The organism is Methylovorus sp. MP688 (genome assembly GCF_000183115.1).
GTDB lineage: Bacteria > Pseudomonadota > Gammaproteobacteria > Burkholderiales > Methylophilaceae > Methylovorus > Methylovorus glucosotrophus.
On sequence record NC_014733.1, the window covers coordinates 2,073,533 to 2,085,653 of the forward strand.

General features: G+C 53.4%; 11 protein-coding genes. 5 read left to right on the top strand and 6 right to left on the bottom strand.

Going from position 1 to position 12,121, the window contains the following annotated elements; all coding sequences use genetic code 11:
* Positions 1–52 precede the first annotated feature (52 nt).
* The 3 genes from MPQ_RS09800 to MPQ_RS09815 all read left to right on the top strand — a co-directional run bounded on the left by MPQ_RS09800 (position 53) and on the right by MPQ_RS09815 (position 3,174).
* The gene (locus MPQ_RS09800) at positions 53–1,300 is read left to right on the top strand and encodes an NRAMP family divalent metal transporter (RefSeq protein ID WP_013442780.1); all 1,248 of its coding nucleotides are present in this window, start codon (positions 53–55) and stop codon (positions 1,298–1,300) included.
* A 324-nt stretch (positions 1,301–1,624) separates the two neighbouring features.
* The gene (locus tag MPQ_RS09805; protein WP_013442781.1) at positions 1,625–2,221 is read left to right on the top strand and encodes a PEP-CTERM sorting domain-containing protein; all 597 of its coding nucleotides are present in this window, start codon (positions 1,625–1,627) and stop codon (positions 2,219–2,221) included.
* 227 nt (positions 2,222–2,448) lie between these two features.
* Positions 2,449–3,174 (top strand): class II aldolase/adducin family protein, encoded by a 726-nt coding sequence (locus tag MPQ_RS09815; RefSeq protein ID WP_013442782.1) that lies wholly within the window; start codon positions 2,449–2,451, stop codon positions 3,172–3,174.
* Positions 3,175–3,315: 141 nt separating this feature from the next.
* On the opposite strand, the gene MPQ_RS09820 is transcribed toward MPQ_RS09815, so the two are convergent.
* The 4 genes from MPQ_RS09820 to MPQ_RS09835 all read right to left on the bottom strand — a co-directional run bounded on the left by MPQ_RS09820 (position 3,316) and on the right by MPQ_RS09835 (position 8,593).
* The gene (locus MPQ_RS09820; protein WP_041362281.1) at positions 3,316–4,956 is read right to left on the bottom strand and encodes an ATP-binding cassette domain-containing protein; all 1,641 of its coding nucleotides are present in this window, start codon (positions 4,954–4,956) and stop codon (positions 3,316–3,318) included.
* A 102-nt stretch (positions 4,957–5,058) separates the two neighbouring features.
* Positions 5,059–6,378, bottom strand: a complete 1,320-nt coding sequence (locus MPQ_RS09825) for an HlyD family type I secretion periplasmic adaptor subunit (RefSeq protein WP_013442784.1) — start codon at positions 6,376–6,378, stop codon at positions 5,059–5,061.
* The gene (locus MPQ_RS09830) at positions 6,375–6,980 is read right to left on the bottom strand and encodes a hypothetical protein (protein WP_238525300.1); all 606 of its coding nucleotides are present in this window, start codon (positions 6,978–6,980) and stop codon (positions 6,375–6,377) included. Before MPQ_RS09830 ends, MPQ_RS09825 begins: the two co-directional genes overlap by 4 nt.
* A gap of 80 nt (positions 6,981–7,060) precedes the next feature.
* Entirely contained in the window at positions 7,061–8,593 is a 1,533-nt protein-coding gene (locus MPQ_RS09835) for a TolC family protein (RefSeq protein ID WP_238525301.1), read from the bottom strand.
* A 471-nt stretch (positions 8,594–9,064) separates the two neighbouring features.
* On the opposite strand from MPQ_RS09835, the gene MPQ_RS09840 reads away from it, so the two are divergent.
* Positions 9,065–9,565 carry an SRPBCC family protein gene (locus tag MPQ_RS09840; RefSeq protein ID WP_013442788.1) on the top strand — a complete coding sequence of 167 codons (501 nt, stop codon included), beginning with the start codon at positions 9,065–9,067 and terminating at the stop codon, positions 9,563–9,565.
* A 42-nt stretch (positions 9,566–9,607) separates the two neighbouring features.
* On the opposite strand, the gene MPQ_RS09845 is transcribed toward MPQ_RS09840, so the two are convergent.
* Positions 9,608–10,162 (bottom strand): TetR/AcrR family transcriptional regulator, encoded by a 555-nt coding sequence (locus tag MPQ_RS09845; RefSeq protein ID WP_041362284.1) that lies wholly within the window; start codon positions 10,160–10,162, stop codon positions 9,608–9,610.
* The gene (locus tag MPQ_RS09850) at positions 10,152–10,952 is read right to left on the bottom strand and encodes a hypothetical protein (RefSeq protein ID WP_041362285.1); all 801 of its coding nucleotides are present in this window, start codon (positions 10,950–10,952) and stop codon (positions 10,152–10,154) included. The genes MPQ_RS09845 and MPQ_RS09850 overlap by 11 nt, the downstream gene beginning before the upstream one ends.
* A gap of 241 nt (positions 10,953–11,193) precedes the next feature.
* Between MPQ_RS09850 and rpoH the strand changes: the two genes are divergently transcribed.
* A complete protein-coding gene (gene rpoH, locus MPQ_RS09855; RefSeq protein ID WP_015830588.1) occupies positions 11,194–12,048 on the top strand; it encodes an RNA polymerase sigma factor RpoH in 855 nt (284 codons plus the stop codon).
* Positions 12,049–12,121: the final 73 nt, after the last annotated feature.

Here is a 12,121-nt window from a genome sequence, read left to right on the forward strand (position 1 = left end):
ACCAAGCTTTCATGGCCACACTGTCACAGCAGCTTATAGGGAGCCGCAGCACATGATCAACAAACTGCAACGTAGCCTGGGAAAGCTTGGACCCGGACTGGTGACAGGTGCCGCGGATGATGATCCAAGCGGCATCGCGACCTATTCCCAGGCCGGCGCGCAGTTTGGCTACTCCATGCTGTGGACCATGATCTTTACCTTGCCGCTGATGGTCGCCATACAGATGGTGAGCGCCCGCATCGGCTATGTCACGCGTCAAGGCCTGGCGGCCAATATCAAGACCAGTTTCCCGCGATGGGTGTTGCTGACGGTGGTCAGCATGCTGCTGATCGCCAATACGCTGAATGTGGCCGCCGATATTGCCGCCATGGCAGAGGCCTTGCGCCTGCTGGTGGGCGGTTCAGCGCATCTTTATGCCGTGGCGTTTGGGCTCATTTGCCTGCTGCTGCAGGTGTTTCTGCCTTATCGCACTTATGTGCGCTGGCTCAAATGGCTGACATTGGCATTGTTATCGTACGTGGCGGTCGTTTTCACGCTGCATCTGGATTGGGGCATGGTCGTGGGGAAAGTGATCCATCCGGGCATCTCCATCCACCATGACATGCTGCTGATGATTGTGGCGGTGTTTGGCACCACCATCAGTCCGTATCTTTTTTTCTGGCAGGCCGCCCAGGAAATGGAAGATACGGCAGACCTTCCCGCCCCCACCACGCAGGAGGTAAAGCGCAAGCTGCGACACATCAGGCTCGATACCATTATCGGCATGAGCTTTTCCAATCTGATTGCATTTTTCATCATCCTCAGCACGGCTGCCACGCTGAATGCCGCCGGAATAACGGACATCCAGACCTCCGCACAAGCGGCAGAGGCCTTGAGACCTCTTGCTGGAGAATTTACCTTTATCCTGTTCAGCATGGGCATCATCGGCACTGGCATGCTGGCAGTTCCCATACTGGCGGGTTCAGCAGGCTATGCGGTAGCAGAGGCAGCAGGATGGCAAGGAGGTCTGAACTCCAGACTGGACCGCAACGAGGGACGTGGTTTTTACGGCGTGATTGCCGCCGCGACCCTGGGTGGCGTGATTTTCTGCTTTACGCCCATGGACCCCGTCAAGGAATTGTTCTGGGCTGCAGTCATCAATGGCGTGATTTCTGTCCCCATTATGGTGGTCATGATGCTGTTGGCATCCCGGGGCAGCATCATGGGGCCTCATGTCATCAGCCTGCGCCTGCGGTGGCTGGGCTGGGCAGCGACGGCGGCCATGGCGCTAACCGTTGCAGGTATGCTCGTAACCTTATGAAGCCGTTAACACATCGTTTCTGGTGTATCAGCCCCTTTGCATGTCACCCATAAGTCCCGCTAATAACCCCATACACATCGTTAACCATAACTTATTGATAAATATTGATTTTTCGGTGCAACACGCCCCAAACGTGTACTTTCCAGCCGTCCATGTCGATTTTATTTCCGCTAAAAATTACTGCAAGTAACTGATTTATATCCACTAATCCTTAGCATTCCCCCATGGCACACGCTTTGCTTACACAGGGCGGTAGCACGCTTCAATGACATTGAAATAAAAAACAACTTCATTCGGAAATGCCATATAACAAGGGGGTTCACCATGAAATTCACGATCGCAGCACTCGCTTTGCTATGCAGCCTCAACGCTCAAGCCACCACTATCGACTTTGAGTCGCTGGCAGTCGCAGACAGCGCCGTGCATTCACAAGGAGCAAGCTATACGGAGGATGGATACACATTGGTAGACAATGCATCCAGCCCTGACCTGCAAACATTGGGCACTCAACACATTTATTACACACAAAGCACCGCGTTGGTAAAAACCACTTCGTACCAGCAAAGCACAACCCTCACAAATAATGCTGGCAGCCCCTTTGATCTGCTTTCCCTTGATCTGGCTGAGTGGGGCGGTTTACCACCCACCCAGGTCAAAATCGTGGGTTACTTCGCGGCAGGCGGCAGTATCAGTCAGTTACTGACACTTGATCAGCTGTATGGCTTTCAGACATTTACCGTAGCCGGGTTTACCAATTTGCTATCCCTCACCATTACCCAATCAACCGGCAAGCTCTTTCAGCTGGATAATATCAAGGTTGTCTCTGCGGTGCCTGAGGTCGGCACCACGTTGATGCTGTTATCGGGATTAGGCCTCATTGGGACAATGTCGCGTCGTCGCCGCACAAGCATGGCCAGCTAACTGGTTTAATTTCCTGCAACTCTTCAGCCTTGGCTGGATGAAGAGTTGCCTTCCCAATCCAACGAGTTCGCCACTCATCGCGACTTTGACATCGATCGCAATGTAACTGCCTGCCAAATCATCTTGCTGCCTCTCAAAGGCCTGGCAATTAAACACAAAAGCTCACAGCAAAATAAAACTGAACTCGCCTTCGCTTATCAGTCAAATGAATTTGACCGGATAAGCTCATGATTACTGCCATATGTGATGTATTGAAGGAATGTTATAGCCGCGGATGGATATCGACACGGGATGGTAATGGATCTGTTCGCCGCAAAAACGAGAACTGGATATACGTCACGCCGTCGGGTTCCAAAAAGCACAGGCTGGAAGCCGAAAGCCTGATCAAGCTTGAGTTTCAGCCTGACCACTCGCTGATACGACTTAACCCTGAGGATGGCGGCAAACCCAGCGGCGAAATCGAGCTGCACAGAAGGTTGCTGAAAGAGATTCCGGACACCCGCGCCATTATCCACGTGCATCCCACCTATACCATCGCCGCCATGTATGCCGGACTGGACTTGCAGGCATTGTCACTGGATTTTCCCGAAATCCATCGTTACACGCGCGTGGCGCCCAATGTGCCGAACGTACCGGCGATCAGCCTGGAATTGGCGATGGCCACCTGCCAGGCACTCGACTTGCAGCCGGATGGGCATGTCTCGGCGGATATTGTGGGCTTGGACCGTCATGGGGTGATTGCCTTGGCGCGCGATCCCTGGGGAGCTTTTGAACATATTGAGCGACTGGAGCATATCTGCCAGATTGTGCTGGCCAGTGGCAATCTGCCCAAACATCACATCGCCACAGACTTGCAAGCCCATGAGCCAGCCACGCACGCGCATGCCGATGTTGAAAAAACCGAGCAAGAAGAAACCCTGAATCCGGGCTTGAACAGCAGCAATGATATTTGACGGCATGGGCAGCGTTATCCGGGATGGATAACGCTGCCCATGGATGACATCAAGCCTTAGCTTGAATATCTCGATTGCAGCTGCTGCAGTCGTAAACTCGCGCCATAAGGCTTGGAGTTTCAAGCCAGCATAGCCACTTGCTCAAGCTTGCCCTTTTGCAGGCTGCAACAACCGCTCGGGAGATCCAGAGGCGACTACTTTTCCACGTTCCAGCATCACTATGCGGTCCATCTTTTTCAAAAGAGCCAGGCTGTGAGTGGCGAGAATGACTGTTTTCCCCCGGGTTAATTGATCGACCGCGTCGACCAGCTTCGCTTCTGTCTCGCCGTCCACTCCGGCGGTAGGCTCGTCCAGCAAAAAAACCTGGGGGTCTTCGCTCAGGCTTCTTGCCAACGCCACAATCTGGCACTGCCCGGCCGAGAGCCGTGGGCCCGTGCCAGCAGACACGACCTGATCCCGCCGCAACTCGCCGCTCTTGAGCGCTGCCGCCAAGCCTGTCAGCAGCATGGACTGCTCGGCACGCAGGCTCTCCATGCGCGCGAGATTATCCTGCAAGCAGGGGCCAAGCAGATAAGGCTCCTGAGGTGAAATTGCATTGAAAATGCGCTCAAAAATGGCATGCTGGTGCATGACCGCCTGCTGCGCGATATCCGCCTCCGCATTTCGCACTTCGACAGCGGAAATTCGCTGTTCCAGCATTTCACTGAAGAGCTGATGGCTTTGCCGGGCATGCTCGCCATACGCTGTTTCCACCTGCGCAACCAGCAGAGACAGGTGTTTGATAAGTGTTTGCGCCAAACTCTGCTGCTGTAAATCCGACTGCCGCTGTGCATGCACAACCGTCCCGGCGAGTTGCTCAACAGAATGTCCCATCCTGTCCGTCAGCTGGATCAAGGCTGGCAGAGATGCCAGGTGTGCGTTCATGCTTTCCGCGTTTTGGGCCGACTTCTCGTTAATGGATACAAATCTTTCCATGCCCGCTAAAAGCTGGGAGATGCGCATTTCGTTGTCCGCGCCTTGTCTTGTCAGGGCACGCACTTCGCCTTGCAATGCTTGATGCAATCGTTGCAGCTCTGCCATGCGGGATAGCAGCAAGGCATGATCCGCTTCCATTTCCGTGCTGGCTGCGGGAGTGGCTTCTGCGATCATGCCTTCCGTCATGGCACGCGAAAATTGCATGAAATCGGCCTGGAACGCACGTACCGACAGCAGCATGATGCCCAGCATGAGCGAGCAGAGAAGACCAAACATCGAGGCGCTGAATGCCGTGCCCATGGCAGTCAGGGGGTACTGCAAGGTACCTATCAGCTGGACCAGGGCCTGATCTATATTCTGCGAGGTGTCGGCCTTAGCAAAGCCGCCTATCAGATCCCCCACAGCAATCAGTGTTTCCAGCAGACCAATGAAGGTGCCGAGAAGACCCAGCGCAATCATCAAACCGACGACATATTGCGCGGCTTCCTGTCGACTATCGAGCACCTCCTGCATGTGGTCCAGCGTCTCCTGGACTTGCCCTTGCTCAATGACGGATGCGTGCCGTGAAAGGCGAATTTGCTGAAGGCGCAAGATCAGGCCCGAGACAAGCGACTTGCCAGCAGATTGCTCGGCCGAGCGGCTGGAGACAAAGCTTTCAAATATCTGCCACTCAGATCGAATATCCCTGACTCTCAATAGCATAAGCATCACACCAAACGCTGCGGTGGCAATAATGATGCTGTTGATCGCGATATTCGTCAGAATCGAATGAATCACAAACGCATGAAAAGTAACGGCGCCAGCCATCGTCATTGCCAAAGGCAAAAGCACCAAAATAAGATGTTTTCTATACGTAGGCTTGAGAGTTTTCATCATGAAATTGGCTTCATTCAAATAGTAATGGGGCCTTTAGCGAGGCTCACTAAGGGCGGCTCGTGCAAAGCGGGTTAACGGGGAAATCAGGTAGGCAAGCACCGTACGGCTACCCACCACAATATCTGCGGTGGCGACCATGCCCGGCACAATAGGACGACCAGCAAAGGCGCGCTGGTTGCCATCCAAGCCAACACGCACGCGATAAAATCGCTCCCCTTTTTCATCGGGCATGGTGTCTGCGCTCACCTCGGTCAAACGCCCCTGGGTTGTGCCAAAAGAAGCATAGTCATAGGCTGACAGGCGGACATAGACCGGTAATCCTGGATGAAGCTCAGCACGATCTGCTGGCCTGACGCGAGCTTCAACCACAATGTGTTCATCGGAAGGTGTGATTTCAACAACAGCGTCACCCGGGCGAATCACACCACCTATGGTCGTCACATTGACGCGATTCACAATGCCTGAGACTGGTGCCCGCAACTCTGTGCGCTCTACCCTGTCACTGCTGGCTTTCAGCTCTTCTTGCACGCGCTGCAAGTCAGTTTGCGCGGCCGTCAGATCGGTGCGAGCTTCAGCGCGAAACCGCGACTCCAATTCACGGCTCCGCCCTTCTGCTTCGGCGATGGCTGCTTTCAACCTGGGCAGCGATGTATCCGCATCGGATAACATGGTGCGCAAGCGTTGCACTTTTGCCTGGGCATCCAGCACCTCCAGCTTGGAAGCGGCCTCGCGCTGCATCATCTCGTTCGAAATTTGCTGCTGGCGTTGTGCCAGCTCGAGCTCTGCCGCCAGATTGCTGCGGCGCGCCATCAGCTCTACGAGTTCAGAACGCTTCTGCGCCACCTGTTCAGTGGTGACGCGCTGGTCCTGCTCCAGGCGCTGACGACGTGCCAGAAAAGCCTCACGTTCTGCCCGTATGGCATCGGATGCGTCCAGCGCATGAAAATCTGCAATGGCACTACCGCTTGCTTCCGCCTTTAGCCGCAATACTCTGGCAAGCAAGGCTTGCTCTCGAACCCGGCGCTCGCCCATTTGCGACGCCCCCTGCACATCGCTGATGCGCGCCAGCACATCCCCCTTCTGCACAAACTCGCCTTCCGCAACATCAATCGAAAGCACGACGCCGCCTTCCAGATGCTGCACTACCTGGCTATGGGTAGACGGGATGACACGCCCCTCTGCACGGACCACCATACGAACAGGCGCCCAGGCCGCCCAAACAATCAGCAGAACCACCATGACCGTAATAAGCACTACCCAGTGCCTGGGGGTACGAAGCTCCTGCAATAAATCCGCTTGCTGGCGATGACGATTTGCCAGGCGTTGGGGGATATTGGGAAGATCCGGCATCATTCAGTTGATCTTCTGATTTGAACGTCGACGTGACTGCGACTATCAGGACTTGGGGTATCAAGAATGACCGTTTCGATGTGTTGCGGTAACACACCCTGGGCAACCAGGTGATCCCGTATGACAGCAATGCGGTAAAAAGCCAGGCGCCGAGCTTCGCTGGGAGCGGGCTCGGCCATGGTTGCCTGCAATAAAACGTGCCACTGACTGGCTTTATCAAAATCGCCGATCAGCCCATCCAGCGACTGCATCAGTTTTTTCTCCAGCGCTGTTACCCCAAGCGCGTAGCTCAGGCTGATATTCGGCATCTTTCCTGAAATCACGACCGCAGGAGCCATCTCGGAATGCGCCTGGCGCGGGCGTGCCTTCCCCACTGCTTGCTGTTGACCTATCAACTCGGAATGAAGACGCTGGTTTTCCTGCTGCAAAAGCTCGGCGCGTTCATGTTCCCGCTTGGCCTCAGCCTGGGCCTCTTGCAAAGACTGCTGAATGGATTGGTTTTTTTCATGCATCCGTTCCGCAAGGTTCCGTTGCAGATGGGCATTCGAAAGCTTGATCAATGCACCAAACATCGAAATGGCAAAAACAACAATCACAAACACCATGACCAGCACAACGTTGGTCAAGGCATCAACAAAACCAGGCCAGTAATTTTGCTCGCGTGAGGAAGAGTCGCCCGCCATCGCTATCCCTCTCCATTCATGGGCAAGGTATTTCCCAAACGGCCCGTGACACGCAGTATCTGCTGCTCAAGCAAAATTGCCTGGACGCTGGTGCGCACCAGTTCGAGCTGGGACTGGTAATATTGTTGATATGCATCAAACACATCCAGCAGATTGCGGCTGGTAATGGCAAGCTGGGCATCAAAGGCCTCAACTACCTTTGCCTGGGCCTGCGCCTGTTTGGTAAGGGATTTGATTTTCTGGCGTGCCGAGCTCAAGCCACTATAAGCAATTTGCAGGCTGCGCCTTGCGGTGCGCTCTGAATCAAGACGTTCGAAGGCGTATTGCTCTTCCTTGTTATGCGAGGCACGCTGCTTGAAGTAATCCCCACCACCAGCAAACAGTGACATATTCAACACCAGCATGGCCCGCTCATCCTTGCGCCAGCCCATGACACCGCCAGCATTGTCAATATTGGTGGTGGATAGCTCAAACTTTAAGGTAGGGGTGAAACGTGCCCAGTATCCCAGGCGCTCCTGCTTCGATGCCTCCTCGTTTGCACGGGCAGTAAGCACCGCAGGGTTGGCATGGGAAACCATAGCCAAGGCATCTTCCAGGGAGCCTACCGGTTCATAGCTGCCCAGACTGGGAAGCACAAGTTGACGCGGAAGTGTGCCTGTAAGCTGACTGAGAGTGATATAAGCCTGGTTGGCTTGCGAGATGGCATCTTCAACGTTGGACTTTGCAGAAAGCACTCGCGCATTGATACGCTCGCGATCCGCCCCACTCGCCCCTCCAGCCTCAGCTCTGGCGGACATCCAGATACCCAAGCGCTCAAGCCGCTGCTGCTGGGCCAAGGCGAGCTTTAGTGACAGCTCTGCCTCCACTGCGCTGAAGAATGCCGCACTGCTGTCGTAGGTAACATCACCACGTACGCCACTTTCATCAAATTCGGAGGCTTTCCTGACTGCCGCGGTACGACGAATCTCGGTGACGGCCGATAAATCAAGCAAGGGCTGGCTGATGACGGCATAGACCTCTTTGCGAATTTGAGTGCTCTCTGCCAAGGCCTCCCCTGTCGTATCGTCCAGGCGTGAGGATGGGGTTGAGTTCTCGCGACCGCGCGCGGTGCGCAAATTCACAGACGGCAAGACCCCCGAATATGCCGCCCGCGCGAGATTGGCTGCAGCACTGGTTTTAGAGCGTGAGGCTCCCAGGGAGTAACTGGATTCATGGGCTTTGCGACGAGCGTCTTCCAAGGTCAGACTATCCACCTGCTCCTCCCCCATCAGCTCGGCAAGCGCCGCTGGCTGAGAGATCGGCACATAACCATCTGGCGAATTTGCAAACAAGCGCAATTGCTGCAAACCGAACAGTGACTCATTGACATCAACTTCCGCCACTGCCGTGTTTGAGAAAAGAAATAAGGGCATTAAGAGCGATTTGGCGACCTTGCGCCACAACACGCGCTTGAGTAAGCGGTAACGGCAGGCATACACTTGTGTTGATCCCTGAATAGCCAGCTTACGGTGCATGACTACAGAAGTTGCGCTCACAAGATTCAATATGGCCTGATCTATGTGGTGAGTGCAGGGGCTAATGTTGCCATGAGCGCTCACCGTGATATTTCGGCATTCCACCATACCTAGCTTGCCAATTTCATTATTAACTACCCATTCCCTGTGTCATTTCGCACGCTGTCAAAGCCGCGCCACTCGTCAGCATGAGCACTTCATGCCCCGGCAAATTTAATTAGTGAGCGATGATGCACAGGAATGGGAAGTTTAAACATTACCCCAAAGGGCGATAGCAAGCAGGTAACGAGGCGGCACTCAGGCTTGGCTAGCATACTTCAGTCTGAAAAATGCTGGGGTTACGCTCTAGTTTGGGAAATGCCGTATGGGCTTATGCATTCAAATTTATTCAGTGACTCATCCAGATGTTGCCAAATACAAACATACTAGTTAGTATGGTAAATAGCATACTAACTAGTATGCACCACTAAAAAACAACTACAGGAGAACAAGATGAAGCATGCAGTATTAGCAGCTCTGGTATTGGGCGGTCTTTCTTCCGGAATCGCATTTGCAGCAGGTAGTCTGAAAGCGGAACAATCCATTGAGATCAATGCAAAGGCAGACGATGTCTGGGCAACATCGAGTAATTTTGGGGACTTGGGTGCATGGCACCCTGCCGCAACCAAAACCGAAATCGTAGAAGGTACGAACAATCAGGTCGGTGCGGTGCGTGTGATTACCTTGCCAGATGGCGGAAAGCTGAAGGAAAAGCTCGAAGCCTATGATGCGAAAAAGCACACATACTCTTACACCATCCTGGAGGGTGTGCTTCCCGTCAGTAACTATCACTCCACTTACACCGTGCATGCCATCGGTGCCAATAAAACCAAGGTCACCTGGAAAGGCACATTCAATGCGGCGGGAGCAAGCAACGCCGATGCCGTCAAGACGATTAACGGTGTTTACAAAGGCGGCTTGGATAACTTGAAGAAAATCAGCGAAGCCAAGTAATCGCTGGGAAATGGCGCCTCCGGCTATCGAGGCGTCATTTATCTAGGGGGCAGATGCTATCAGTATCCTGGCCATATCTTTGGCATGCCTGATGGCCTCCGTCTTGATCTGTACTTCACTACTGACCGAAGCACCTTCGATCACCATCTGTAGTTGCAGGGCCAGAACATCGGCATTCTTTTTACCGGCGGCATTCGCCAACTTGGCAAGCTGGTTTCGCAAATTGCGTGAAAATTCGACCGATGTCTGATGCACCGCGCTATCACTTTGCGGAAACTCAACACCAGCGTTAATAAACGCAAACCCCTTGAAATCAGGGTCTCCGATCAAATCCAGAAGATTGCTGACCAGATTAGTCAATTGCGTCTCGGCATCGGCGTGTTCATCGCCTTTGGCGAGGATACTCCATAGCTTATCGTCATAATCCTTCAGGTACTCAAGTATGAGCTGTTCCTTGGATTTGAAATATTTGTACAAGGTTACCTTCGCGATATCGGCTTTGGCGACGATCGCATCCACACTCGTGGCATTGATCCCTTGCGTCAGAAAGAGATCCGAAGCGACCTCCAGAATATATTCGCGCATCTTAGTAGCCATATTGTTTTCCTGTGGGAACCCAAGAGACAGCCGTATGGCCGTTTGACGGAGGGAAGTAACACTCCCATTCACGATTCTGTTTATACCAAACCAGAAATTTGGTGAGCCTTTCACTATCCTGCAAAGGATGCATGGATGCTCGATAGGTAATGGTATTCATGTAGGCAGCCGCCTGATCCTGCGGCATGGCAAAGAGTTGGGGAGCAGGACAATGCCCGGAATCGATCTCCGCTTGCAGAGCCATCACTTTGGCAAGCAAATCGGGACTGATGGGCGAAGTCTCCAACATGGCTCTGTTATATGCAGCTTGATAATCCGCAGAAGCTTCCACCGCTATCTGCGACCCGACCAGGTAGCCCCCCACGGCGATCAGCACGCCCGCCACAGCGCCACCGCTCCAGTACGTCCATGTTGATTTCAACTTCGGTCGTTTGACGGCATCCTCAAGTATTGCCTTTGCCGCAATTCTGGCCGCATTGAGCGCTCCCAGGCCCGGGTTACGAACCTCCTCCGTCAATGCCCCTTGCAGAAGAATCAGCACTTGCGCCACGAACACATCCGGCTTTGCTATTTTGGCCTGGCTGGCAAGCTCTGTGAGCCTTGCCGCGAGCGCTGGGCATTGCTGATTAAGCATATGCTCGGCTTTAAACTCGGAAACAAACTGCTCCCTGATGCCAGGCGCACCAAGCCATGTTTCCAAACAGGAAAACAGCGAGAGAAGCTTATCGGCAGGTTTTTTCGCGCTGCTATCCAGCATGCGTAGCAACCATGAACTGTTCAGTATTTCCATGCACAAATACTATACTGTTTAGTATGCTTTTTCAAATAGTATGAATGCCGCATTCATTCAAAAAAAGAGATGGAAATTCACTCATTTGGATTCTTATCAATCTTGCCTCACCTCTGCATGAGACTCATGCGTTGGCGGCGAAATCATCGACAAACAATCCATCGAAAATAAGGAAACTTTTCACCACTAGCACTCTCAAAGAGGGAGTGCTAAAATCAATTTCATGAGCGAGATTAACCCTATGACAAATGCCCTGACAATTCCTTCAGTGTCTTCACTGGACAGTCTTGATCAGTACCTTCGTACGATCAAGGCGTTTCCTGTATTAAGCGCCGAGGAAGAGTACGATCTGGCAACCCGCCTGCGCAAGGACAATGACATTGATGCTGCCAAAGGCCTCATCGTGTCGCATTTGCGCCTGGTCGCCAGCATTGCCCGTGGCTACTCTGGTTATGGTCTGCCACAAGCTGATCTGATTCAGGAAGGCAACGTCGGTCTAATGAAGGCTGTGCGTCGCTTTGATCCTGATCGTGGCGTGCGTCTGGTCTCATTTGCCATGCATTGGATCAAAGCCGAGATTCACGAGTACATCGTGCGCAACTGGCGCCTGGTCAAAGTCGCTACCACCAAGGCTCAACGCAAGCTGTTCTTCAACCTGCGCAGCATGAAGAAAAACAGCCATACCCTGAGCCCAGACGAAGTAGCGGATATCGCCCGTGAACTCAAGGTCAAGCCAGAAGAGGTCGTGGAGATGGAGTCGCGCATGGGCGGCCATGAGATTTCGCTGGAAGGTAATAGCGATGATGACAGCGAAGACAGCTTCAGCCCGATTGCGTATCTTGAAGATCAACAGCCTGAGCCTTCCGAACTGCTGGCCGAACGCGAAGCGGAGCATAACCAGACCGTAGGCTTGGCTCACGCGCTGGAAAGCCTGGATGATCGTAGCCGCCGAATTGTGCAAGCCCGCTGGTTACAGGAAAACAATAGTGCAACGCTGCATGATCTGGCAGCCGAGTTTGGTGTATCGGCAGAACGTATTCGCCAGATTGAGCAGAAAGCCATGCAAAAAATGAAGGGTATGCTGAGTGCAGCCTGAGCCTGGCATTTAAAATGCTGACTTAAAAAACCCGGCCTGGTGCCGGGTTTTTTCTTGGCCGACGGGGCCATGC

Bases quoted from the DNA above. Each gene is read 5' to 3' on its own strand.
- MPQ_RS09850 (WP_041362285.1), bottom strand. From the start codon at position 10,952: ATGGAAATACTGAACAGTTCATGGTTGCTACGCATGCTGGATAGCAGC.
- rpoH (WP_015830588.1), top strand. From the start codon at position 11,194: ATGACAAATGCCCTGACAATTCCTTCAGTGTCTTCACTGGACAGTCTT.
- MPQ_RS09815 (WP_013442782.1), top strand. From the start codon at position 2,449: ATGATTACTGCCATATGTGATGTATTGAAGGAATGTTATAGCCGCGGA.
- MPQ_RS09820 (WP_041362281.1), bottom strand. From the start codon at position 4,956: ATGGCTGGCGCCGTTACTTTTCATGCGTTTGTGATTCATTCGATTCTG.
- MPQ_RS09840 (WP_013442788.1), top strand. From the start codon at position 9,065: ATGAAGCATGCAGTATTAGCAGCTCTGGTATTGGGCGGTCTTTCTTCC.
- MPQ_RS09845 (WP_041362284.1), bottom strand. From the start codon at position 10,162: ATGGCTACTAAGATGCGCGAATATATTCTGGAGGTCGCTTCGGATCTC.
- MPQ_RS09825 (WP_013442784.1), bottom strand. From the start codon at position 6,378: ATGATGCCGGATCTTCCCAATATCCCCCAACGCCTGGCAAATCGTCAT.
- MPQ_RS09800 (WP_013442780.1), top strand. From the start codon at position 53: ATGATCAACAAACTGCAACGTAGCCTGGGAAAGCTTGGACCCGGACTG.
- MPQ_RS09830 (WP_238525300.1), bottom strand. From the start codon at position 6,980: ATGGTGTTTGTGATTGTTGTTTTTGCCATTTCGATGTTTGGTGCATTG.
- MPQ_RS09805 (WP_013442781.1), top strand. From the start codon at position 1,625: ATGAAATTCACGATCGCAGCACTCGCTTTGCTATGCAGCCTCAACGCT.